Origin of the sequence: Wolbachia endosymbiont of Bemisia tabaci (assembly GCF_003999585.1) — a bacterium.
GTDB lineage: Bacteria > Pseudomonadota > Alphaproteobacteria > Rickettsiales > Anaplasmataceae > Wolbachia.
Genome location: NZ_CP016430.1, coordinates 830,051 through 854,137 on the forward strand (window position 1 = coordinate 830,051; position 24,087 = coordinate 854,137).

Below are 24,087 nucleotides of genomic sequence, written 5' to 3' on the forward strand. Positions count from 1 at the left end.
ATTTGCACATTACCAAAGCATGTAGTATTTTTGCTGCTTTTCTTGTTCAAATTACCTTTAAAGATAAATTATGTTAAAATGGAACGCAAATAATATTATCGATGCTACTGGCGGAAGAGGGGAGGGTGTTTGTAATTCGGTATATAGCTCAAATATTTCAACGGATACAAGAAACATAAAAAAAGGTGATTTATTTATTGCTCTCAAGGGGAAGAAATTTAATGGGCATGATTTTCTACATGAAGCATTTTTAAAAGGAGCTGTTGCTGCGGTAGTAAGCGAAGATAAATATAGAAATTTTCCTCTAATTATTGTGCAAGATACTCTAAAAGCTTTGCATAATATGGCATCATATTACATTAGAAATATTCTTGTTAATGCTAAAGTTATCACAATTACAGGTAGTGTTGGGAAAACCACTACAAAAGATATGCTTAACACTGTTTTGTTGCATTATGGAGTATCTCATGTAAATGAAGGTAACTTGAATAATAATATAGGATTGCCTTTTACGATTCTAAAAGCGCCAGAAGAATGCCAGTACTTAATCCTTGAAGTAGGAATGAGTAGAGCTGGTGAAATAAAAGAGTTATCGGAGATTAGCAATCCGGATATTGCAGTTATTACCAACATTGAACCTGCGCATGTTGAAAATTTTTCATCTCTCCTTGATATTGCGCAAGCGAAATTAGAAATTCTACATGGTATGAAAAATAATGGTACTTTGGTTTTGAATAAGGATAATGGACATTATGATTATCTCTTATCAAATGCTAACAGAAATGTAGTAAGCTTTGGTAAGAATGAAAGTGCTACTGTTTGTTTGTTAGACCTAATAAGAGACGATAACGGTCTAAATTTAAAAATCAAACTGAACAATGGTCAAATTATGAACTGTAATTTACCTGTACAAGGCGAACATTTTGCATACTCTGCATTAGTTGTTACAGCAGTTTTGCAAAGTCTCGAACTTGATTTATCTAAATTACCACTAGCACTGGAGAATTTTACTGTAACAGAAGGTAGAGGTAATGTTCATCAAGCTAAATACAATGGAAAATTAGTACATTTGATTAACGACTCCTATAATGCTAACCCTACTTCAATGAAGGCTGCAATAAGAACTTTAGGTACATATTCTAATTTAAGAAAAGTGGCACTACTTGGCGATATGTTAGAACTTGGTAATGAAAGCATAGTATTTCATACAGAATTGCTTGACTCTATAGTAGAACAAAATGTGAATAAAGTTCATACGGTTGGTAAATTTATGTTAGAATTGAATAAACTTTTACCGGAGAATATAAAAGGCATGCATTTCGATGATTCTAACAAATTGAAAAGTAATTTAGCTAATATTGTTCAAGGTAATGATGTAATTTTAGTTAAAGGTTCTCATGGAATGAGAATGGACCTTATAATGCAGGAGTTCACAATAGAATATTAAGTAAAACTATTGTATTAATTTAAAGTTAAGTTATTGGAAGTTTTAACTGTGATAAAACGTATAGTTATTTTTGGTGGAACAGGATTTATAGGAAAACACATCGTAAGACGCTTGGTAGCGGCGGGGTATTTAATAAGAATATTTACTCGTGATCAGGAAAAAGCTGCTTGTCTAAAGTTATGTGGCAACTTAGGGCAAATATCAATAATTGAAGGAGATTTTTTTAATGAAAAATCAATTTTAGAAAGTATGGAGGGGTGTGATGTTGTTATAAATTTAGTAGGAATATTATATGAGAAAAGAAAATACGATTTCTATACAGTTCATGTTGGAATAGCTGAAAGAATAGCAAAAGCTGCGCAAATAAAAAATGTATCCATGATGATACATTTTTCTGCCATGGGAATAGAAAATGATAAGTTATCAAAATATGCCCAAAGTAAATTGAAAGGTGAGAAAGCTGTAGCTTCGGCGTTTCAAGGAGCAATGATAATTAAGCCCAGTCTTGTATTTGGTAAAGAAGATAATTTCTTCAATAAATTTGCAAGATTAGCAACAATTCTTCCTTTTTTGCCGTTGATCGGTAGTGGAATAACGAAGTTTCAGCCGATATGTGTAACAAACTTAGCTGAAGTGGTATACCGTATTATCAGCTTTAATAAGCAAGATAAAAAAATTTATAATATAGGTGGATCAAAAGTTTACTCTTTTAAAAGCTTATTAAAGTTTATTCTGAATGTGACTAACAGAAAGTGTCTACTGATCAATGTACCTTTTCCAATGGCAAGATTGATAGCCTTTTTCTTAGAAAGTAAAGTTGTTTCTGTGCTGTTAAAACCTATAACTGGAGATGCAAGCCCTATACTTACTCGAGATCAGGTGAAAGTTATGATGAGTAGTTCAATCGAAAAGTCAGATGATCTCGAAACAATGAAAATTAGACCACTAGCAATTGAAAATGTGGTACCAGAATACTTGAAAATTTATAGAAAGCATTGATAGAAGAATGTGCCCGGTAGGATTCGAACCTACGACCCACAGCTTAGAAGGCTGTTGCTCTATCCAACTGAGCTACGGGCACACATCATATATAAAATGCTTCTTAGTACACGTGAAGTCAAGTATTTCTTGTGAATATAATGTTTGTGATAATATCTCAAAACTTTGTCAGTACAGCATGTAACGATAAAATTGAGAAAAAAGAAGCGTGGGTAATAGGAAGTCTAATAGCGCAGTAACACAGAACCCCAGGCTAAACCTGCACCTATTGAAATCAGCAATATCAGATTTCCTGACTTTATTTTTGATTCTTGTACTGCATAGTCTAAGGCTAGTGGAATTGACGCTGCTGAGGTGTTTGCATGCTTATCAACTGTATTAATTACTTTTTCTATAGGAAAATTTAATTTCTTTACTACTGCTTCAATAATGCGAATGTTTGCTTGATGGGGAATTAACCAGTCAATATCAGTAATCTTCAAACTATTGCATTTTAGAGTTTCCTCTACTGAGGCTGTTAATTTCTCTACTGCATGTTTAAACACTTCTCTTCCATTCATAAGTATCTTTCCAGAATCACGAGTAGAGGATATTCCTCCGTTTGTACATAATAAGTCCACATTGCCATCAGAGTGTAAGTTTGTTGATATAATGCTACTGCTACTCATTTCTGATTTCATTATCACTGCACCAGCACCATCACCAAAGAGTACACAAGTTGACCTATCTTCCCAATCAACAATCCTAGACATTATTTCAGCACCAATAACAAGCGCGTATTTAATTCTATCGTTAGACTTTATAAGTGAATCAGCAACTGTAACTGCATATATAAAACCAGAGCATGCTGCCTGTACATCAAAAGCAAATGCGTTTTTACACTTTAATTTACTTTGTATAATCGTTGCACAGCTAGGAAAAGTTTTGTCAGGTGTTGTTGTTGCAACTATGATCAAACCAATTTCATCTATTGAAATTTTCCCTTTTTCTATAGCATTTCTCGCTGCATTAACAGCTAAATCTGACGTTAGTTCTCCTTCATCTGCTATATGTCTTTGAACTATTCCTGTTCTTTGCCTTATCCATTCATCGTTTGTTTCAACTATCGATGCAATTTCGTTATTACTCAAAATTTTTTTTGGTAGGTAAGAACCAGTGCTCAATATGAAACTTTTATTCAATATGACTTACCCCGTTAATTATCTTCTGGTTTAAATTTTCACTGATTGCATTTACTGCAAATTTTATAGCGTGAGCAAAAGAAATAGCATCAGAATTTCCGTGGCTCTTTATAATGATACCATTTAGCCCTAAAAACATAGCTCCACTTCTAATTTTAGGATTAAAACGCTCTAATGCTTTATTTAGCTTGGGTTTCAACAATATGCCGACAAGCATTTTTGTCATCCATGAATTAAATACTTCCTGTTTTATTAGACTGATAAAAGTACCAGCAGTTGCCTCAGCTGTCTTGAGCATTACATTACCAACAAAACCATCAGCAACAATTACGTCTATATTACCATCTAAAAATTCACTTGCCTCTATATATCCTTTGAAGTTAATACTTGGAGCATTTTTGAGTAACTCAAAAGCTCCTCTTACTGAGTCAGTACCTTTCACTTCTTCTGTACCAATGTTTAGCAAAGCGACTTCAGGATTTTCAACTTTTAATGCTATTTTTGCAAATATACTTCCCATTAATGCAAATTGAAATAATGAGTCAGTATTACAGTCAACATTTGCACCAAGATCAAGCAATGCAAAGCTTTTTGTCTTAGTTGGACAGACAGATGCAATAGCAGGACGATAGATATTGGGTAATGTTCCTAAAATAAATCTGGAGATAGCCATCAATGCTCCAGTGTTGCCTGAAGACACCATTCCAAAAGCTTTACCTTTTTTCACTGCTTCAACAGCTGCCTTCATACTTGAATCTTTGCGATGTTTCAGTGCAAAAGAGGGTTTATCATTTGGAAGAACATTATCAGAGCAATGGGTAAATTCGGAGTTATCGATTACTTTTTTGTATTTTGAAAGCAAAGGAGATATTTCTTTCTGATCTCCATAAATATGAAAAAAAACTTCAACACCTGGATCAACAAGATTATCCAAGAAAAAACTAGTACCCTGAATTATGGAAAGAGGTGCAAAATCCCCTCCCATAGCATCGAGTGCGATAACTATGTTGTTGTTGACCGTGGGTAACATATCATGAGTTACTCCGCCTTTTGTTTAATGAAAACACGTTTTCCTTTATAACTATTGTCAACTGCTATGTTGTGAGGCAACATGAATTCTCCAGTTGTTGCACATACCACAATATTCTTAGGCTTAATAGTATGATGAGAACGATGCATATTACGCCTTGACTTTGACTTTTTTCTCTTCGGAACTGCCAAAACTTACTCCAATTCAATTATATAACACAATTTATTAGTAGCATGTTTTTTACAAGAAGTAAATAGCGAAATAAGTAAGGTTTTCTTATACAATTCAGTCTTATAAACTTAAACTCAAGCATTTTGATCAAAGTATATTGAACTTAAGATATATCTTGACTATACTCTGGCGATAGAGTTAATAAAAATTTTAATAAAATCAGTAAAACTAATTTTAGCTAAGATAAATGCAAAGTGAGTTCCTTTGATGTAAACAGTGTTAGAATAATCGGTAGGTGCTTTATCAACTTTCTGTTGAGGCTTGGTAACGCATTTGTGTTTTTTATTCAATCTCTATACCACTGCTTTGTGCCACCGTATTATTTTAGCAATGTGGCAAGACAAATTATAGAGATAGGCTTTTTCTCTTTGCCAATTGTTGGGCTCACTGGAGTTTTTATAGGAGCGGTGATAGTTTTACAAAGTAGCTTAAGTGGTCTATTGATTAATCAAGAACAAGTAGTACCTAAGCTTGTTACGATCACTATCATTAAAGAGTTAGGGCCAGTTTTGATTAGCTTAATAATGGTAGGAAAGGTTGGGTCCTCAATTGCAGCAGAAATTGGCACGATGCGCATCACTGAACAAATAGATGCACTTACAACTTTGGACATCAATCCTTTCAAATATTTAATTGCACCAAGAATTCTAGCTTCAGTTATAGTATTTCCAATACTTACAGTATGTGCAGATCTAATAGGAATATTTGGAGGGTATGTCACCGCAGTCTTTGAATTTAACCACAATTTAAATATATACATAAAATATACAGCTCAATTCTTTAATATAAACGATTTTGTTGTTGGGCTGATGAAAGCGACTGCTTTTGGGGCTATAATTTCTGTTTCAAGTTGTTATTACGGTTACCATTGTAGAGAAGGTGCACGAGGAGTAGGTGTTGCGACAACATCAACTGTTGTTTTTTCGTCCATATTGATCATTTTAGCAAACTACTTGATTACTTTGATACATGTATAGCCCCATAATATCAATATTGAACCTAAGCTTGTCTTTTGATGATAGAACGATATTAAACAACATAAGTTTTAATATATCGAAGGGGGAATCATTAGTCATACTTGGCGGCTCAGGAAGTGGTAAATCTGTATTAACAAAAATAATCATTGGATTGCTAAAACCAGACTCAGGGTCTATTAAAATAAATAGTGAAAGCAAAAATAAATTTGGAGTCTTATTTCAAAATTCTGCTTTATTTGACTACGTTACAGTGTGGGAAAATATATCTTTTAATTATAAAAAACGCTTTAATATCAGCGAAAAGGAGGCAAAACAGCTAGCAATCGAGAAGTTAAATGATGTTGGACTGGAGGAAAGCATAGCAGATATGTTTCCAATCGAGCTATCAGGCGGAATGAAAAAAAGAGTAGCACTTGCAAGGGCGATTGCGCACAATCCAGAAATTATTGTATTGGATGAGCCAACTTCAGGATTGGACCCAATTATGTCAGATATGGTAAACGAGATAATAATAAAATTATCTAAAGACTTTAACCCTACAATTATCACGATTACACATGATATTCATAGTGCATTTAAAATAGCTGATAAAATAGCAGTATTATACGAAGGGAACATTATCTACCACGGAACTGTCCAAGAAATACAAAATACTAATAACGAATATATAAAAAAATTCATTCATTATATATAGCTATAGGTTTACAAACGATATTGTGAATGCCATATCTAGCCTAACTTGAGCTACTGATAATTGTCATTCTGTTACTAGTGTAGTGCCACGGTGGTATGGTGTGTTATCTATAAAACAACGCATTAAATATAGCTAAAGTAACTTATATCAATTTTTATTATTATGCCAATTCCAACTGCGGAAATTTATTGAATTTGTTACTTCACTACTCAACAGCAATTACAACTGATGATTTTATTTCATTCTACTACCTGCTGATTTATTTTCTGCTCAGCATATCCATCAAATCAGATTCTTTGAGTTTATTATGATCAACTTTACTGAATTTATTCACCATAGAGCTCATTTGATTATACTGCTTAATTAGAAGATTAACGTCAGTTACACTTGTTCCGGACCCCTTAGAAATTCTAAGTCTTCTTTTGCCATTTAAAATATCTGGATTTTGCCTTTCTTTTTCGGTCATTGAGTTTATGATGGCTATATATTTTTTCACTTTATCGTCGTTTGGCACACTGCTACTTAGCTTTTTTGTGAATGAACTAGGGATGAATTTCATTATGTTGCTAATGCCATCCATTTTACTCAGAGTTTTTAACATTCCCACTAGGTCGTTTAGGTCGAATTTACCCTTTTTTACTTTCTTTTGTAACTTATCAATTTCTTCCTGACCAACAATCTCAGCAGCTTTTTCAACCAATGATACAACATCACCCATGCTAAGTATCCTTTTTGCAATTCTATCGGGATAAAAATCATCGAGGTCACTTAATTTTTCACCACAAGCAATAAATTTAATTGGACAATCGGTGATCATTTTCATAGAAAGAGCAGCACCACCACGTGCATCACCATCAACACGGGTGAGAATAATGCCGGTTACACCTATTACCTCATTGAATGATTTGGCAATGTTGACCGCATCCTGGCCTATCATTGAGTCGGCTACTAAAATAACTTCTGCAGGTGAAGCTATTTCCTTTACGGCTTTCAACTCATTCATCATATTATTGTCAATATGAAGCCTGCCTGAGGTGTCTAGTATTAATACATCATAATTATCGTTCTTTGCTGCTGCCAGTGCCCTTTTTGTAATTGTAGTGGGCTTCTCGTCTATTACTAAAGGTAAAGTTTGCACATCTATTTGTTTACCTAGCACTTCAAGTTGTTTTTGAGCAGCTGGTCTATAAATGTCCAAAGAAGCAAGCAACACTTTTTTCTTTTGTTTTTTTAACTTCAGAGCAAGTTTCCCTGAAGTAGTTGTTTTTCCCGCACCTTGCAAACCCACCATCATAATCACAGCAGGAGGTTTAACCGATAAATTTAAGTCACTTTTTTCTGATCCAAGAACTGCAACTAAATTATCCTGCACAATTTTGATTATCATTTGTGCCGGAGAAACACTTTTTATGACTTTTTCCCCAATCACTTTATCTTTAATGTCGTTGATGAATTTTTTTGCAACTTCAAGTGAAACATCAGCTTCAATTAAGGCTATGCGTATTTCTCGCATGGCAAGGTTAAAATCATCTTCAGAAATAATTGACTTTCCTCTCAGTTTATGAAATACAGAATTTAAACTTTCAGTTAACGATTTAAACATAATATAATTAGTAGAATACTCATTAAAAAGAGAGAAGAAGCTGAAACAAAACTCACTGAGTTATAACTCAGCACTTCTTTAAGTTTATTAATATTATTAAAGTATAAACTAGCAGGTGAATTAGTCAAGTTTTGCAGTAGGTTGGCAGATATTTCTCTCACTTTAAAGATCAGTTGATTGAACAGCAAAGCAATATATGGTATAAGAGCTCTGAAAATCCAATCAACATCCATTTTAAAATTTATTCTTGGATAAAACAACTTGCGTAAAGGAATAAACAATAAAGTGGTACATAATAACAAATTAAATTGCGACAAAATATTTTTTGTGTTGTACACAAAATCGAAAATCGAAGATTTATTGTAAATAGGTAAGTAAGGATTGCCAGCGATTACACATATAAATGCTAAAATAAGCATAGATATTTTACCTTCCCTCTTTGCTAAAGGTTTTGACTTACTTTTTGCAATAAATATGTAGTAAAGAAATTTGAGTCCCACGCTTAAATAAAGCAGTAAATTCAGAATCTTGTATAAATTTTTATATCCTTTTAGGGCAGCACCATTTATTTCAATTTCAGCTGCAATGTATGATTTACTGACGAATCCAGCAGTTCCAGGAAATGTAGCCATTGTGAGTACTGCGATCATAGCGCACATACCTTCCACTGACATTAGTTTACCCATTCCATTAAAACTAATTGTTTTTGTTTGTGAAATAATCGAATTGCTGACTACAAATAATAGTGATTGATAAAGAAGAGAGAAAATTATGTGTAACATCAAAATTGGTATTGCATTTTCTGAAGGGATGAGCAAACCTCCTGCAATAATCAACAAGCCCATTTGTCCTACAACGTTATAGCATAAAAATCTACGAATATTTTGCTCAAGGGAAGCAAATATAATGCTGTAAATTACAGTAATGGCGCCTACAAGTGCTAATATTTCAGTACAATCTTGCCATAGGGTATAAGTGTGTAAAAGCATCACTAAAAAAGAGACTTTAGTGGTAAATAAAGAGAGATATGTAGTGCCATGCAGTGACGCATCAGGATACGCATCAACAACCCAAAATGAAAAAGGGAAACAAGCACAGTTTATCAATAAACCCAAAATTATCAGGTTAGTGCTTTGAGATGCCAATCCTGCTATCAATATAACTCCAACGAAAAAGTGTATACAAGCGTACCTTATTGCAGATCCACTATCTTTACAGCTAGCCGCGATAACAAAAAATGCACTGATGGTCATTAACTCAAAGAATATTATAACCAATATCATATGTTCAGACAAAACTGCATGAAGTGAACTAATAGTGTAAGCAGCAAAAGATAGCATCTCTGAAAAAGTCAAATTTTGTGCTGGTAGAACAGCTAAAAATGCAACTGACAAAAAAGATATTAGTATGATACGAAAAGATAAATCAAAATTTAGAACTGGATGAGAGCAATTCAGCGTAGTACCTAAATTTTCAGGTAATATTAGGACTATCACTATTAATGTAGTCAATAGAAATAGCAATAAAAATTTATAAAGTTGCACAATGATGTAAAACAGTATGGTTTATGCTACCTCAACATACAAATAAAATCAATTTGCGTATTAACCGTTAAGCTAATTACCATATAATTATATCAGGGTTTAGAAGGTTATAGAGAAACCGGTCAGATTAGATTAAAATCTAATCTGACCGATAGCTTTAATAGTGAGGTAAGCTTTAATATAGCACTCATAATTCACAGTGCTACACTCGTGCATAATTTATTTTTAATTTGTGCACGAGCGTTAGTAAATTATTTACTTTTTGAAATAAAGTTTGGCATCACTTTAATATCTAGAACTTCATTAAGTCTGTCAGTTGAGAGTTATTTACTCGCTTTTTCTTCAGTATTTGCATAAATATAATGGAGCTGCCAGTTTTTAATGCACTCATTCGACTTTTATGCTCTTCGCAATATCTGATTCTATTAAAGAATTCTTCGTTAATTTAGTTTTTTATGTTTTTTGGATAATGATATAGATAGGTTCCGCTAACACGTAATGGAATATTAAATTGTTTATCTATAGATCCCTGTATCAAGCATTGTAATGACGTCATTCGAGTAGAGATAATGGAACCAAGAGAGCTCTGAGTAGCTGTATAATGAAAATTAGATTATATAAAAACCTCTGACAACACATTCTGTGTTGTATCATTGTCCATAACTGTGTAATCAATATTATATTTATCGAATTCATTGTGCATCCTAGTTAAATGTCCTTTATCATGATCCAAAAGAACACTTACGTAGCTCAAGCTATCATTAAAAAGATCATTATAAATTACTGGAAATTGAACTGTGTAGGATGTTGTACACTCATCTTGACCGTTATTATCTTTACAAAGGGACATTTTTCCTGTTTTGCCAGTATCATCTTTAGTAGAAATAAGAAATTTCATACCTAAGTCTTCGTTTTTTGCTATAAACTCCTTACACTTTCTACTTTTTGCAGAACATGGTCCTATAGCTATAGAGTAGCTTTCTTTTGGAAGTGTGAATATTAACTGATGTGTCATAATACTACCTTAATAAAAATCATTATTGTAGTATAGATTTATTAATAAATAATATACATTATGGTATAATTAGTACAAAATAGGTTTAACCAATCTCAGTAGGACTGCCAGTTGGACCCATAAGAATTATTTGTTCACCTTCTTTAAAACATTTACATAAATTAGTGGAACCGCCATTTTCAAGCACAATAGTGGAAATAAATCCTTTTTTTTTGTCTACTTCAGTGCCGGTTACTGCTATACCTTCCATAGCAAGGTTTGTATTATTGGCTTTTCTGCTATTGGTTTCAAAATTTTGCAACCTAAAGAATTGTCCAGGTTTAAAATTCTTTGCCGCAAGTGGTGCTTTGATCACTATTTCCACAACTTTGTTTGTTAAATATTGAACTTTTATAACCTTTGCAGTGAATTTCTCTTTGATTTTTTTGAAAAATTCTTTGTTAGTTAGGTGTTCTGATATTATTCCAGCGCGTGACGCTTTAGCGTGCAAATGCTGCAATTTGTAGGTAATTCGCATAGCAGGTGGTGTCGTGCAAATAGCTGACACTGGAATCCAGTTCTGACTATATAACCATCTGGTGTACTCATTCAAAATTAAGTTTTCTGGATTCCAGTGTTTGGGCACTGGAATGACATCTTTTTTGGTGAAAGTTACTCTTATATTACAACATTCATACAATTGTGCATATGACTCCGAGATTCTAGCCGGAATGATATAAATGAAGCTATTAACTCTATTCAAAAGCTGAGAAATGATAGGGTAACCATTCTTAGCGCTTGCCATAGCTTTGACTACACTGCCGCTATACGAGGGATGAAGATCACCAAAAAAGCTAATTGTTTTATTGCCTTCCTTATATACTAATATTCTATCTTTGTCTCGCATCTTAGGAGAAAAGATAGGATCTATTTCTTTTCCCGATGAATTCAAATGAGTAAAATATCCGTTACTTAATTTAAAATGCTTTTTATCTTCTGTTGCAATAACTGTATTTGGCTTAGTACCTGCTGCTATAAAAATAGAACGTGCTTTTATATGCTTGATTTCATCAGATTTTGTGTCTATTAGTTTTATTGATTCAGCGTAGTTATATTTATCTGTTACAACTTCAATCGGCTCTAAGTTTTCAATAAAGTAAATCCCTTCTGATAGTGCATTTTGCACCTCTTCGCTATTTAATCGATAACTTGGTGAATCTTTTAGCTCTTTTCTATATACAATTTTCACTCCCCCTAGACTTTGCATTAGTTCCAATATTTTTGCTTCTCTATTCTCTTTTTTTGCTGATTCTTGCTCTTTTCGGATCAATTGTGCATGCGATATCAGCTCATTTGCAAGTTCATATTCCTCTTCTTTCCAATCTTTTTCGACATATTTCTTTCCATACTTATCAACCAATATTTCATAACGAAGAAGAAATTTTTCTACTTGAATCGGATAGTAAGCTAAAACTTCAGTAGCAGTATCAATTGCAGTGAGTCCTGCACCTATGACAACTATCGGCATACGAACTTGCAGATTTGCTATAGAATCAAATTTAAGAGCGCCAGTCAGTTGTAACGACATAAGAAAGTCAGATGCCATGCGCACTCCACGGGCTAGTATGTTTTTTATTTTGATCATTCGTGGCTTACCAGAGCCAAGTGCCAAGGCAATGTGATCAAAACCCAAGTTAAATGCGTCATCAACAGTTATCGTACTGCCAAAACGAATGCCTCCATAAAGTGCAAAATTCTCACGTCTTTCCAGCAGTAATCTAATAATCTTTAAGTAATTTTTATCCCACCTAGAAGTAATGCCGTATTCTGACACTCCACCAAACCCATCTGCCGTGCGTTCACTCAATTTTTCGTGTTCAAAATCTTTAATTAGCTGTAAATTATCGATCAAAGGTTCAATCTTTAGTCCATCAATGGCGATAACGTTATGCCCATCGTTTAATAAATGATGAGCTAAATTAAAACCCGCAGGACCAAGTCCTACAACTAGAACGTTTTTTCCAGTATTTTCTTTTGGCAATGGACGCTGAAAATTTAAAGGATTCCAGCGGCTAAGCAGAGAATATATTTCAAATCCATACGGTAAACTAAGCACATCATCTAGAATCCTTGTTTCAATTGCTGGCACATTTACGGGTTCTTGTTTTTGATATATGCACGAATTCATGCAGTCATTGCATATTCTGTGTCCAGTAGCCGCACATAATGGGTTATCTATCATCACAATTGCAAGACTTGCTATGCTGTATCCTTCGCTTTTTACCAGATTCATTTCTGATATTTTCTGCTCTAGTGGGCAGCCGTGAAGCTCAACTCTAAGTGGAGACTTTTTGAAAGTGTTGTCATCATTGATTAGCCCCTTTGAGCAGTTGTCCTTACTTTGCTTATGACAAAATATGCAGTAGTGAGCATTATCTAGTGCTTTATTCAAACTCACCTTTTTGCTTGTTAGATCAAAACCATATCTTCTTTTCACCTCATTTGAATACAGAACCTCAACCTCGTCTACTTCTTTTTTCAAGAATGATACGAGATTTTCGTAATCAATTTTCTTATGTATGCTAAATAGTATACTCTGTTTATTTTTCACTCTCCAAACTGCATATTGAGCCGCAAGTTCTATTTCTTCTTTGTGATCCTCTTTATTTTCAAGCCAACTCATTACCTGCTCAGAAAAGTTTTTTTCTGTTGTCGGTAAAGTAATGAAACTATTTAATTTGTTAGTGACATAATCAATATTTGCTACATCAGTGTATTTCTTCAATGCATAACGCTGAACAAATAATCTTTTGCATCTGTATATTACAGCAAAGTCATTGTGTTTTCTCTTTAACTCTTCTACTTCTTTTTCAATATTGAAAAATTTTGCAATAAATTCATCAAGTAAATGTGAGAGATCCATTATTAACTGGCTATTACAACCATCTTTCATCCAAGCTGGAATCCATCCTTCTTGTTTTCTGGATCCCAGTGTCAAGCACTGGGATGAACACTGGGATGACATCGAAGAAGAAGCTGCTTTTTCTCTTGCTTCAACTAATGAATAAAACAAGCTTTCATCGCACGATTTTATGTAATCCAAAAACGCCTTATCTAACTTTATTAATTCACTACGAGTGTATAAGTTTGAAAATGAGATTTTGAAATTCAGTTGCATCTTTATACTATACAGTGTACATACTGTTTCTTATAGATGAAGATTTTATTTATCTTGCAGTTTTGCTAAGATTGTTGCTCCTGCAACCTCTTCTTTTCCAACAGATGCAACACACTTAAATTTGTATACACCTAAACGCAAACCTTTAAAGTTAGATTGAAGAATTAAGGTATCTCCTGGAGTGACTGGCTTTCTGAATTTTGCGTTTTCAATGGACATAAAGTATACAACTTTATTTTCTACTGTTTTTTTACCGAGAACACATATAGCAGATGCCTGAGCTAAAGACTCAATTATCAAAACTCCTGGCATTATCGGATGGCCAGGAAAATGACCAATAAAAAATTGCTCGTTGAAAGTCACGTTTTTAATTGCTTTTATACTCATACCAGGATCGCATTCTATAACCCTATCTACTAAGAGAAAAGGATAAGAATGTGGTAGTATTTTTATAATATCATTGATATTACATTGCATAAGTCTATTCAATGTTTTGCAAAGCAAATTCGGGTATTTCCTTGTTTACATTTTTTAATACTACATCCGATAAATCTACTTCATCCATAGAGTATAAAACTTGATTCTTTTTTGAAATAAATAGTACCAAATCTATGTTGTTTTTTTCTGCTGTTTTTTTAGCAACTTCTTTTATCTTGTTAAAGACATTTTCTACTGCTTCTCTATAATTTTCTTCTAAATGTGATATTTTCTTAGCGTAATTATCCCTAACACTTACAGTATGCTTACTAAATTGTTCTGTCTTTTCTTTTTTTGCTTCTTCTGACAAAAGGTCAAATTCTTCTTTCGATGGCTTAAATTTTTCTAACTCATTTTCAAATTCCTTCTGTAATCTAGAATTCTGCTCCTTTATTTGTTGTTGTATATTTTGCAGAGCCAGAGATTCATTGATAACCTTATCACTATCAATAATGGCAGCCTTTGTATTAAGCGTGCTCTGAGGTTGATACCCTACAAACTTATACCCCACAAATAAGGAAATAATTAAGGCAATAACTGATGTAAATAACTGTATATATTTCATTTAAATCCCCGCTTCAATAGAAATTTTAACGTTTGTCGATGGTATTATGTCATAAGCTTCCTTTACTAAAGGAAACCCAAAATCTAATCTAATTCTACCAAAAGGAGAAGGCATTGAAAAGCCAAAACCTGGTGATACTCTTATAAGCTTACTATCGTAATATTTCCCACTATATCCCTTCTTTTCATCTAAACCAAAAAGTGTTGCATAGTCAACAAATAGTGAGCCTTTGATACCAGCATAGTCGTATAATTTAGATAGTGGAAAATCTACTTGCTGTGTTAAATTAAAATAAGTTTTGCCTCCCAATGAGCTTTGATTTTTGTCTTCTGCTCTTGGTCCAATGCCGGAAAGGTCAAATCCTCTAATTTCATTACCCCCTTTAAAAAAGTGCTGGCCAATGTTTAGCTCTTTATCGGTATAAGAGAAAATATGACCTGCTGCCATTTTAAAGCGCAGTGTTATATCATCATCAATTTTGCTTAGTATAGGGCGTGTATAAAAAGACAAAAACTCGGATTTTAGGAAATTTACATTTCCTCCCAATCCTGAAATATCCTGATTTAAGCGCAATAAATATCCCTCTTTAGGAGTATAGAGGTTATCCAGTTTATTGTATGATAACGTGTATCCCACTGATGAAACCTGATACTCACCTTCTTGATCTCTTATTATCTCAGAGATATCCTCATCTTTTTCACCCTTATTGTCCATGTGTATGTGATTATACTTATAAGAATATTGAAAGGAATTGGTTAGATTTTCTGAGATTTTATATGATACTTTTGCTATTCCTCCCCAGTTGCAGGTATCGAAAGTAGTGTTTGGTTTGTCTTGTTTTTCATAAAAAATACTCATGCCTAGTGAAGTATCAGAATCGTTAAAATTATTTTCAACAGCGTCTATACTAGTAGAAAGAACATATTGACTTTTTTCAAGAGCAAAAGATACCTCTTTACCACTACCAAATAAATTACGATCTGTGAAATCGGTTTTAACAAATACTCCACCAGGAAGAGACATGCCACCTGTTAAAGATAACGAGGCAGTTCTTTTTTCTTTGACATTTAAATCAAGATTTACTGCATTTTCATCCACTGTATAACTATTTATTTTTACTGTTTCAAAAAAAAAATCACTATATATCAATTTTCTACGTGATTTTTGAATCTCAGATGTGTTATATGCGTCGCCTTCTGCCATGCTAAGTTTTCTTCTAATTACTTTATCTAAAGTGCGGTCATTGCCATCAATGGTAATTTGGTTTATATAAATCTTTTTACCTGGTAACACTTTGTAAGTTACATTCACAATATTGTTATGTTGTGTATATTCTGGATTAACTTTTGCAAATATATATCCTTTTTCGTTTAAATGTTTACTTATTTTTTCTGCTGTATTGTTAATTTTAACTCTATTAAATATTTGATTATTTTCCTCTTTGATAAATTCTAATATTTCTTCCCTTAAACTTAAATCCTGAATCTCAGTTTCAATATCAACTTCATTATTTCCAAATAAGTATTGCTGCTTTTCATCAATCAAAAAAGTTAACTCTATTTGGTTGTTATTATCAACTTCAACAATTGGTTGGATATTATTTTGAATATATCCCTTAGATGAATAGAAGCGATCAAGCAGTTCTGTGTTAATCAGTAGATATTGAGGTGAATAATGAGTTCCGCTTTTAAAAATGGCTCTAAATAACTTACTAAATATATCATTGCTATGCCTTTTGATAACTTGCTCTAGCTCATTTGCTGAAAAGTTTTTATTACCTATGAATCGTAAACCCTTAATTTTAGACGTTCTTCCTTCTTTTATCTTAAAAATTAGATTTATCCTATTGCTACCAAGCTTATCTAGCTCATATGCAATTTTAACACCAATTTTACCACTGTTCCTATAAAGAGTAGCTAGATTTATTAAATCGTTTTGTAATTTTGTTTCAGTGAAAATAGTTAGTGATTTTGACTGGATAACGTTATTTAGCAACTCTTTACTGTTAAATAACTTATTGCCTTTCAATATTACTTTGTTAATCAATGGATTCTCATGAATTTTTACTACTAAGTTTTTTTCATCATCGATATAGGCGTTAATACTAGCAAATAACTTTGTTTTATATAAATCTTTTATAACTGAATCTACATCATCATCATTTATATGATTACCTGGTTCTAATTTTGTATAAAACCTTATTGTTTGATCACTTACTCGCTCATTGCCAATATACTTAATATTTTTTATCTGTACTTTTTCCTTATTTTCTAGAGCAACAAGTAGAGTGGGAAAAGAAATAAATATTATTATTAGTATGTGAAATAACTTTTTCATATGTATCTTAAAAAAGATGCCTAATATCATTTGTGATTGCAACTGCCATCAACAAAAACAGTATGGTAGCACCAAAAGTGGCTGCATATTTTTGATATTTCAAACTCAAATCTCTACGTATAACTGCTTCTATAATATAATGAAATAAATGGCCACCATCTAGTAGTGGTATTGGTAGCAAGTTAATTGCAGCTAAATTCGCTGAAATAATTGCCATAAAATATAGAACCATAATAAGTCCCTTTTTAGCTGATTGCCCTGAATATTTTGCAATTTTTATTGGCCCACCTATTTCATTTATACTCCTTTTACCAACAACAATTTGAAAGAGTGCTTTGATTGTTAAACACATAGTGTGGTAGGTTTCATTCACTGATAGGCTAGCAGCTCCAAGAAAAGATGACTCTTTTAACCCTATCATATTAATTGAGGTAATTCCTATAGTTTTTCTTTCTATTATGTTACCAAAGACATCTCTATCCTCAACTGTAAACGGAGTTAGAATAGTTCTGTATTCTTCGTTATTTCTGCTATACTTAATTTCTATTCTTGTTTCAGGGTTGGACATTATCACGCGTGAAATATCTTCAAAGTATTTTATTTTGTACTCATTGATCTGTGTAATAGTGTCACCTGGTAATAGGCCAGCTTGCTTTGCTGCACTTTCTTCAATTACATTACCAATTACTGGTGGAGTACGATAATAACCTGCCACGCTGAAAAATATTGTGAAGGCTATAACGGTAAATATCATGTTTGCAAAAGGCCCTGCAAAAACTATTGCTGCTTTTTGATACCGAGGTTTTGTATGGAATGAGTATAATTTTTCTTCTTCAGTTAATTTTTGTTGATCAACAGGAACGCTTGCTGCATTAGTATCCCCTAACATTTTAACGTAACCACCCAATGGAAAGGCACTTAATTTCCATCTAGTTCCAGACTTGTCGTTAAAACCAAAAATTTCAGGACCAAAGCCTATAGAAAAAGATTCAACTTTAACCTTGCATGCTTTAGCAACAATATAATGCCCACATTCATGCACGAATACTATGATAGAAATTATTAAAGAAAACGATAAAAAATAATATATTCCAGCACTAAGTTGATGAGAAATTAATTCCACCTATGTTTTAAATCTTAATCAAACGTTGAGTATATTAAAATGCGCCTTGCTTGACAAGTATTTAGTTTAGTCTTTAAATTAAAAAAAAGTTTAATGACAATGATAGATATCTCCTTATTAAGAAGAAAACTGATGTATAGGAGTTGGCATAGGGGTTGTAAAGAAACTGATATACTTTTAGGGCATTTTGCATTGAAATATCTTGATAAATTTTCCTTAAGTGAACTAATTGAATACGAAAAAATAGTTGATCTTGATGATTGCGAATTATATTGTTACATAACTCGTAAGAAACTTCTCCCCCCTGATTTGAGTAGTGAGGTAGTCGATTTGATTGCTTGCTTTAATCACTTATGCACCCAATAATCTTGTTTACCCTATCTAATACTTCAGCATATTCTACTCTTTTTTCCTCCCTATACTTTTTGCATTCTTGATTTATTTCGTCTAATCGCTTTGTTAATTCTAAAATTTTGTCTTCGAGAGTCAATGCTGCAAGTAAGAAATTTAATGCATCTGAGCCCTTACCTCCAGTTCTTTGAGATATGGAGCTAACTAGCTTGTTGAAGCTATTAGCAAGTTGTAATAAATGGTCCTTCTTTTTACTTTCGCAAGATATTTTATATGTGTTATTATGTATAACTATTTCTACTACTTGCATATGATGCTATATTGTACAACTTTCAAATTTACAATATAGATTTTCATTCATTTATCAAGAGGGATAACTTTTTACTGCTACGAAAATAAGTTTTAAAGTATTGATGTTTTGCAACCTTCTGTGACGTCAAATTACTTGCTTCTTTCAAGTTATAGCTTCTAATTGAAAAAGAACCAAACCCCCTGATTTCAACTCTATTATGATATTTCAACGTGTTTGAAAACACTTGAAAAAAAATATCAACTATGGCTGCTATAATGACCTTATCTAACAAAAGGTGTTTTTTTGCCACTCTTGCTGTTATATCAGATTTCGTTGCCATTTATATGAAGCACAAGAAGTTATTTGGCAGATAATATTATATTATATTTTTCAACACCTACTACTTCAACTTGTATTTTTTCTGATATAGAAAACTTTTTATTTTCTGGTAAATGCTCTTGATCTACTAAAAGGGTTACATTGTTCTCAACCTCAACGATTAGACCATTTTCCTCTCTCTTACTTACAGTAACCTGAATTTTATCCCCTACTTTAACTTTCTCTATCAGTTCTTCAAGAGGATCATACTCTATTTGCTTTACTCCAAGATAAATTCTTGTCCGATCTACGTTAGCCCTTATCACTTTTGCTTCTATTTCATCACCTACATTATACTTTTTTATCTCATCTGAATTGTTTTGCGACCAACTTAGATTTTGCATATAAATTGTTCCTTCTACGTCCTCAGATATCTCAGAATTATCAAAAGTCACAGATATTTGTGAACCATTGTTGCTTTTAACTTTACCAGAAACAATAGAACCAAGAGGATATTTATCAATAAATACTTGCCAAGGATTCTCTACGCACCTTTTTGTGCTTAAACTCATCTTATTTTTAATAATGTCAATACCGAGAATTTTTACATCCACTTCTTGTCCTATTGTTACAAAACTACTGATTGGTAAATTATTCTTGCTCCAAGTGATTTCTGATGAGTGTACCAAACCCGCAATCCCAGGTTTAATCTCAACAATGAATCCACAATCTTTTATACCCGTTACACATCCTTTGTGTAAGCTGTTAATTGGACATTTTGACTCTAGATCTTGCCAAGGATTATCTCCTAATTGTTTTACACCAAGGGAGATTTTTCCATTTTCTCTATCTATTTTTATAATTTTAGTTTTTATATGCTGACCACAAGAAAAAATTGCAGATGGATGACTTACATTACTCCAAGAGATATCTGTAATATGTAGCAGTCCATCTATAACTCCCACTGTATCTGATTCATGAATGCCAACAAATGCACCGTAGTGAGTGATGCTTTTTATTTTGCCTTCTACTACATCACCTTCATTTAAAGATTCTAAAAACTTAATTTTTTCACCAGCATGCAATTTCTCTAATACCAGCTTTCTTGATACTACAATATTCCCCTGCTTCTTATCCATTTTAAGCACGATGAATTTTTGTTCAGTTTCAATAAGGTGATTAGCATCTTTTATTTGCTTCAAATCCACATGACTCAGCGGTAAAAACGCACTTATTCCATCACCAAGATCAACAATAAAACCGCATTTAATTGAGCGTTTAATGATTCCTGTTACTTCATCTTTTGTAATTGCGCTTTCTTCCAATTTATTCCATTTTTCGTCTCTGATTGCTTTCTCACGACTAAGAACAACATTACCATGGTAATCTTCAATTCTTTCAACATAAACTCTAATTTTCGAGCCAACAGTGATATCATCATTACAACTGAGCTCCTTAATCAGAATTCTTCCGTCTGACTTTAAACCAACATCAACCACAATATCATTAGAATTTCTTCTTGTGATTATACCTTCTACCACATCTCCTTCTTTGATTTTGTTAGCAAAAGAATCTTCACAAAAGTCATTGTCTTGATTATCAAATTGATCTTGAAATATCTCTTCTATGAACCTATTTGATAATAGCCTCTTGATAGCAACTGTATTTTTCATACCTTTTAATTTTAACTTCATTAGAACTCATATATTATATAATATTAATAATTAGTGACAAGTAAATTCTCATTAATTCATTTCGAGAATTGTTTAAGCTATAAAAGATTAAGTTATGTAAGATATGTTATCTAGGAATAATAATTGGATTAGGTCATTTTCCAGAAGATCTAGGTTGAAGTTGAATGCTCTGGAGAAGTATTCTATTAAAAACAGCAAGGAATCTATAAAAAAGATCGTAGACTTACAAAAAAGAATACGGGTAGAAATAGGTTTCGGTAATGGTGAAAATATGCTCCATCAGACATTCAATGAATCTGATCTATTATTTATAGGATGTGAGCCTTATTTAAAGGGGGTCTCTTCCTTGCTAAAAAGCATAGAAGCACACAGCATAAAAAATATTTTAATATGGACAGAAGATGCAAGAGAATTAATTGTCAATTTTCCTGACCACAGTGTTGAAAAATTCTTTATTCTCTTTCCAGATCCATGGCCAAAAAGAAGTCACAACAAAAGACGGTTAATTAATACGGAATTTTTAAATTTATTAGCAAAAAAAATACTTGTCACAGGTGAAATATTTATTGCAACTGATCATCAGGATTATGCAGAGTGGATAGAGTTACATATAAAGCAGTGTAATTTTTTAACCTATAAGGAAGATAGTTTTGCAAATTATACCCCAACAAAATACCACAGAAAAGCGCTAGAATATCAGCGTAAAATAAAGTTTTTTAAAGTAAATGTTATATCTAAACTGACTTAGATTTACCTCTGCTTGTTAGTACAGATGTGTACATGACACTCTATAGTGCAAGTAGCCTACCATATACTGGGAATAACAGTTTACTGAATTCTTTAATCTCACAAATAGAAAGATCAATAAACTTGATAAACATCAACATTATCAGCCAGCATTGCTTTTGTAACTTCAATTTACCTTTTTTATGATCGGTTTGGATAATTTTATAACCTATAGCATTTTGTCTAGCAACCAATCTGGTGCTTCTCTACCTTTTTCCCACTTAGCAAATCTCATCTTTTCTTTTAAGTAATATTCTCTATAGGCTTCTATTGGGTTACTACATTTATATCGATCAGGTAACGCTTGTGTAAAAGCTTGTATATCAGCTGATCGAAATATTAGCAAATCCTTGTTATTATCGCACCAATCTATGACTTCTTCGGATTTATGCGTTCTTTTGTATCGCAAGCTATATTCTATACACAATTCTTTTCCATGTTTTATTAACCAATTAAAGTTTCCTTTTGATTGTCTAGCCCATAAAGAACAAGGATGGTTTTTGTGAGTAAGTTTATATGGAACTTCTATATTCTGATTTGTAATGCTGACTAAAGGATTTGGCTCTTTTAATGCTATTGAAAAAACACTGCTAAGCAATTGAGCAGTTTCTAGCGGCATTTTTACTATGTGCTTATCGCATAACATTTGTGCTGCAGTTACAGGATTTTCGTCTAATATAAAGATATTCATCTAAGCACCCAGAGATAGAATTTTTGCGTAGTATTTATTTCAATAAACCCTAAAATATCATTCAGAAAATGGATAAGTTAAATAAGCTCAGTTAAAAAAATTATACACAATTCCGAGGAACCTTTTCAAGCTACAATGAACGTATAGCTACCACTCTAGCAATATTATTTCTCACCCACTGAAGATATTGCACGGTACTGTCTACTTGATCGTCGTGACGGATTTCTGGAAACATTAAAATCTCATACTCAAAGTCGCTAAGCCATACTGCTTGGTTAGGGAGAAAAACCCGCTCAGATTCTATAATTGGGACAATTCGGTGAAATCGAGTTAATTTGTCATCATGTGGTACTATTTGAATAATAGGTAAATCACTGTTTTTCCTGAGCTCCTGAACCAATTGCTGACCGCTTGCTTTTGCTTCGATTAAAATTGCGTGTGGCTTCCACCTTGCAGCCAGCGACAGAACTTTCTCTTTAAGTTTTGGATATTCAAGTTTTGCGCGATATACATCGAGTAAATAGAATGTATTATCTACTTTTGTCCAGGTAGTGCAGACACTAAAGTCACTTGTATTGTTTGTTGAAATTGCAGTATCCCAACTTTGTGTTACATGCAAGAGGCTATCAGGAAAATTTTTATAGCGCTTCAACCACTCTCGTTTAATTATACCACTTGAAAGTGGCAGAGGATTTTGTTGGTATTGAGCAGCAAAACCATAACTCCCAAGTTCAGCTTTTATCATCTCAATTTCTTCTTTTCCTTCAGTTAGGGAATACAACAATTGACCTTCTTTTCTTGAGTATATTTCCTGTTCATGCTCTGGAATATGATTATTAACTGAATAAATAATCTCCTTATCTTCAGCTATTATTGGTAAACAGACATGGTGCCATATGTTTCTTGGTTTACAGAGGAGGTGAGCAGTTAAATCTTCTAAATGGAGTCTGTGCATCACAAGAACGATAACTCCTTTTTTTCTGTCGTTGAGCCTGGTTACTAAAGCCTGATCAAACCAGTTTGCAGCACGCTTTCTAAATGTTTCGCTCAAAGCTTGTGCGGGACTTAGTGGATCATCCACGATAATGAAATCTCCACCTTCACCGGTTAATGTTCCCCCAACTGATGTTGCAATTCGACATCCTCTTTGCACTGTTTGAAATTTATATTTAGTGTTTTGATCTTTGGATAATTCTACTTTCGGAAATAGCTTTCTATACCAATCAGATTGCATTATGCACCTGGTATCGAGTGAGTGCTTTTCGCTAAGCAGCCGAGAGTAACTTGCAACTATTATTCTTGCAGTTGGCTGATTCCCAAGTATCCATGCCGGCCATGCAACACTTACACAAATGGACTTCATTGAACGTGGCGGCATGTTGAATATTATTCGCTTCACTTCTTCACCTGCGCTTGCTGCTTCAAGCCTATCTGCTATGACTTTTATATATTGATAATCATTATACTCACACCCCGGCACTACCGTTTGAAAGCATAATTCAATGAATTTGAGAAGGTTTATATTGTTCATAAAATTAAGGTTTGTTGATTTTTTTAAGATTTTGTTGTATAATT

At 33.0% G+C, this 24,087-nt stretch carries 22 protein-coding genes and 1 tRNA gene; 6 read left to right on the plus strand and 17 right to left on the minus strand.

The window, feature by feature from the left end; genetic code table 11:
- The first annotated feature begins 70 nt into the window (after positions 1 to 70).
- Both BBB02_RS04025 and BBB02_RS04030 read left to right on the plus strand, forming a co-directional pair.
- A complete protein-coding gene (locus BBB02_RS04025; RefSeq protein ID WP_127464055.1) occupies positions 71 to 1,447 on the plus strand; it encodes a UDP-N-acetylmuramoyl-tripeptide--D-alanyl-D-alanine ligase in 1,377 nt (458 codons plus the stop codon).
- A 48-nt stretch (positions 1,448 to 1,495) separates the two neighbouring features.
- The gene (locus BBB02_RS04030; RefSeq protein ID WP_179948524.1) at positions 1,496 to 2,446 is read left to right on the plus strand and encodes a complex I NDUFA9 subunit family protein; all 951 of its coding nucleotides are present in this window, start codon (positions 1,496 to 1,498) and stop codon (positions 2,444 to 2,446) included.
- Positions 2,447 to 2,454: 8 nt separating this feature from the next.
- Here BBB02_RS04030 and BBB02_RS04035 read toward each other — a convergent pair.
- The 4 genes from BBB02_RS04035 to rpmF all read right to left on the minus strand — a co-directional run bounded on the left by BBB02_RS04035 (position 2,455) and on the right by rpmF (position 4,848).
- Positions 2,455 to 2,528 (minus strand) — tRNA-Arg (locus tag BBB02_RS04035).
- Positions 2,529 to 2,670: 142 nt separating this feature from the next.
- Entirely contained in the window at positions 2,671 to 3,627 is a 957-nt protein-coding gene (locus BBB02_RS04040; protein WP_127464057.1) for a beta-ketoacyl-ACP synthase III, read from the minus strand.
- The gene (gene plsX / locus BBB02_RS04045; protein WP_127464058.1) at positions 3,620 to 4,657 is read right to left on the minus strand and encodes a phosphate acyltransferase PlsX; all 1,038 of its coding nucleotides are present in this window, start codon (positions 4,655 to 4,657) and stop codon (positions 3,620 to 3,622) included. The genes BBB02_RS04040 and plsX overlap by 8 nt, the downstream gene beginning before the upstream one ends.
- Positions 4,658 to 4,665: 8 nt before the next feature.
- The gene (rpmF, locus tag BBB02_RS04050) at positions 4,666 to 4,848 is read right to left on the minus strand and encodes a 50S ribosomal protein L32 (protein ID WP_029237672.1); all 183 of its coding nucleotides are present in this window, start codon (positions 4,846 to 4,848) and stop codon (positions 4,666 to 4,668) included.
- A 234-nt stretch (positions 4,849 to 5,082) separates the two neighbouring features.
- Between rpmF and BBB02_RS04055 the strand changes: the two genes are divergently transcribed.
- Together BBB02_RS04055 and BBB02_RS04060 are read left to right on the plus strand one after the other, a co-directional pair.
- Entirely contained in the window at positions 5,083 to 5,865 is a 783-nt protein-coding gene (locus BBB02_RS04055; RefSeq protein ID WP_127464059.1) for an MlaE family ABC transporter permease, read from the plus strand.
- The gene (locus BBB02_RS04060) at positions 5,858 to 6,559 is read left to right on the plus strand and encodes an ABC transporter ATP-binding protein (RefSeq protein ID WP_010405332.1); all 702 of its coding nucleotides are present in this window, start codon (positions 5,858 to 5,860) and stop codon (positions 6,557 to 6,559) included. The genes BBB02_RS04055 and BBB02_RS04060 overlap by 8 nt, the downstream gene beginning before the upstream one ends.
- A gap of 259 nt (positions 6,560 to 6,818) precedes the next feature.
- On the opposite strand, the gene ffh is transcribed toward BBB02_RS04060, so the two are convergent.
- From ffh to rseP, 8 genes are all read right to left on the minus strand, one after another.
- The gene (ffh, locus tag BBB02_RS04065) at positions 6,819 to 8,162 is read right to left on the minus strand and encodes a signal recognition particle protein (RefSeq protein ID WP_127464060.1); all 1,344 of its coding nucleotides are present in this window, start codon (positions 8,160 to 8,162) and stop codon (positions 6,819 to 6,821) included.
- Complete coding sequence (locus BBB02_RS04070; RefSeq protein WP_127464061.1) at positions 8,147 to 9,706, minus strand: proton-conducting transporter transmembrane domain-containing protein; 1,560 nt, start codon at positions 9,704 to 9,706, stop codon at positions 8,147 to 8,149. The genes ffh and BBB02_RS04070 overlap by 16 nt, the downstream gene beginning before the upstream one ends.
- Positions 9,707 to 10,319: 613 nt before the next feature.
- Positions 10,320 to 10,721 (minus strand): hypothetical protein, encoded by a 402-nt coding sequence (locus BBB02_RS04075; RefSeq protein WP_127464062.1) that lies wholly within the window; start codon positions 10,719 to 10,721, stop codon positions 10,320 to 10,322.
- Between the two features lie 85 nt (positions 10,722 to 10,806).
- Positions 10,807 to 13,878: a WPE palindromic element domain-containing protein gene (locus tag BBB02_RS04080; protein ID WP_127464063.1), complete on the minus strand. Its 3,072-nt coding sequence runs from the start codon at positions 13,876 to 13,878 to the stop codon at positions 10,807 to 10,809.
- 45 nt (positions 13,879 to 13,923) lie between these two features.
- On the minus strand, positions 13,924 to 14,355 hold the full coding sequence (fabZ, locus tag BBB02_RS04085; protein ID WP_127464064.1) for a 3-hydroxyacyl-ACP dehydratase FabZ: 432 nt from the start codon (positions 14,353 to 14,355) through the stop codon (positions 13,924 to 13,926).
- A gap of 4 nt (positions 14,356 to 14,359) precedes the next feature.
- A complete protein-coding gene (locus BBB02_RS04090; protein ID WP_063631010.1) occupies positions 14,360 to 14,920 on the minus strand; it encodes an OmpH family outer membrane protein in 561 nt (186 codons plus the stop codon).
- Complete coding sequence (gene bamA, locus BBB02_RS04095; RefSeq protein ID WP_127464065.1) at positions 14,921 to 17,257, minus strand: outer membrane protein assembly factor BamA; 2,337 nt, start codon at positions 17,255 to 17,257, stop codon at positions 14,921 to 14,923. It abuts the gene before it with no gap.
- 7 nt (positions 17,258 to 17,264) lie between these two features.
- Entirely contained in the window at positions 17,265 to 18,380 is a 1,116-nt protein-coding gene (gene rseP / locus BBB02_RS04100) for an RIP metalloprotease RseP (protein ID WP_127464066.1), read from the minus strand.
- A 99-nt stretch (positions 18,381 to 18,479) separates the two neighbouring features.
- Between rseP and BBB02_RS04105 the strand changes: the two genes are divergently transcribed.
- Positions 18,480 to 18,746, plus strand: coding sequence for a succinate dehydrogenase assembly factor 2 (locus tag BBB02_RS04105; protein WP_010404229.1), 267 nt, complete (start codon positions 18,480 to 18,482; stop codon positions 18,744 to 18,746).
- On the opposite strand, the gene BBB02_RS04110 is transcribed toward BBB02_RS04105, so the two are convergent.
- From BBB02_RS04110 to BBB02_RS04120, 3 genes are read right to left on the minus strand one after another with little or no spacing between them, the layout of a single operon-like run.
- Entirely contained in the window at positions 18,724 to 19,041 is a 318-nt protein-coding gene (locus tag BBB02_RS04110) for a cell division protein ZapA (RefSeq protein ID WP_010404232.1), read from the minus strand. The genes BBB02_RS04105 and BBB02_RS04110 overlap by 23 nt on opposite strands.
- A 43-nt stretch (positions 19,042 to 19,084) precedes the next feature.
- A complete protein-coding gene (locus BBB02_RS04115) occupies positions 19,085 to 19,363 on the minus strand; it encodes an HU family DNA-binding protein (protein ID WP_006014469.1) in 279 nt (92 codons plus the stop codon).
- A gap of 19 nt (positions 19,364 to 19,382) precedes the next feature.
- A complete protein-coding gene (locus tag BBB02_RS04120; RefSeq protein WP_127464067.1) occupies positions 19,383 to 21,035 on the minus strand; it encodes a 30S ribosomal protein S1 in 1,653 nt (550 codons plus the stop codon).
- A 103-nt stretch (positions 21,036 to 21,138) separates the two neighbouring features.
- Here BBB02_RS04120 and trmB point away from each other — a divergent pair, with 103 nt between their 5' ends.
- Positions 21,139 to 21,783, plus strand: a complete 645-nt coding sequence (gene trmB, locus BBB02_RS04125) for a tRNA (guanosine(46)-N7)-methyltransferase TrmB (protein ID WP_127464068.1) — start codon at positions 21,139 to 21,141, stop codon at positions 21,781 to 21,783.
- A 207-nt stretch (positions 21,784 to 21,990) separates the two neighbouring features.
- On the opposite strand, the gene BBB02_RS04130 is transcribed toward trmB, so the two are convergent.
- A complete protein-coding gene (locus BBB02_RS04130; RefSeq protein WP_127464069.1) occupies positions 21,991 to 22,512 on the minus strand; it encodes a pyrimidine dimer DNA glycosylase/endonuclease V in 522 nt (173 codons plus the stop codon).
- Positions 22,513 to 22,642: 130 nt separating this feature from the next.
- On the minus strand, positions 22,643 to 24,043 hold the full coding sequence (gene terL / locus BBB02_RS04135) for a phage terminase large subunit (RefSeq protein WP_127464070.1): 1,401 nt from the start codon (positions 24,041 to 24,043) through the stop codon (positions 22,643 to 22,645).
- Positions 24,044 to 24,087 lie beyond the last annotated feature (44 nt).

Bases quoted from the DNA above. Each gene is read 5' to 3' on its own strand.
- ffh (WP_127464060.1), bottom strand. From the start codon at position 8,162: ATGTTTAAATCGTTAACTGAAAGTTTAAATTCTGTATTTCATAAACTG.
- BBB02_RS04060 (WP_010405332.1), top strand. From the start codon at position 5,858: ATGTATAGCCCCATAATATCAATATTGAACCTAAGCTTGTCTTTTGAT.
- plsX (WP_127464058.1), bottom strand. From the start codon at position 4,657: ATGTTACCCACGGTCAACAACAACATAGTTATCGCACTCGATGCTATG.
- BBB02_RS04130 (WP_127464069.1), bottom strand. From the start codon at position 22,512: ATGAATATCTTTATATTAGACGAAAATCCTGTAACTGCAGCACAAATG.
- BBB02_RS04120 (WP_127464067.1), bottom strand. From the start codon at position 21,035: ATGAAGTTAAAATTAAAAGGTATGAAAAATACAGTTGCTATCAAGAGG.
- BBB02_RS04080 (WP_127464063.1), bottom strand. From the start codon at position 13,878: ATGCAACTGAATTTCAAAATCTCATTTTCAAACTTATACACTCGTAGT.
- trmB (WP_127464068.1), top strand. From the start codon at position 21,139: ATGTTATCTAGGAATAATAATTGGATTAGGTCATTTTCCAGAAGATCT.
- fabZ (WP_127464064.1), bottom strand. From the start codon at position 14,355: ATGCAATGTAATATCAATGATATTATAAAAATACTACCACATTCTTAT.
- BBB02_RS04110 (WP_010404232.1), bottom strand. From the start codon at position 19,041: ATGCAAGTAGTAGAAATAGTTATACATAATAACACATATAAAATATCT.
- terL (WP_127464070.1), bottom strand. From the start codon at position 24,043: ATGAACAATATAAACCTTCTCAAATTCATTGAATTATGCTTTCAAACG.
- BBB02_RS04090 (WP_063631010.1), bottom strand. From the start codon at position 14,920: ATGAAATATATACAGTTATTTACATCAGTTATTGCCTTAATTATTTCC.
- BBB02_RS04115 (WP_006014469.1), bottom strand. From the start codon at position 19,363: ATGGCAACGAAATCTGATATAACAGCAAGAGTGGCAAAAAAACACCTT.
- bamA (WP_127464065.1), bottom strand. From the start codon at position 17,257: ATGAAAAAGTTATTTCACATACTAATAATAATATTTATTTCTTTTCCC.
- BBB02_RS04105 (WP_010404229.1), top strand. From the start codon at position 18,480: ATGATAGATATCTCCTTATTAAGAAGAAAACTGATGTATAGGAGTTGG.
- BBB02_RS04025 (WP_127464055.1), top strand. From the start codon at position 71: ATGTTAAAATGGAACGCAAATAATATTATCGATGCTACTGGCGGAAGA.
- BBB02_RS04075 (WP_127464062.1), bottom strand. From the start codon at position 10,721: ATGACACATCAGTTAATATTCACACTTCCAAAAGAAAGCTACTCTATA.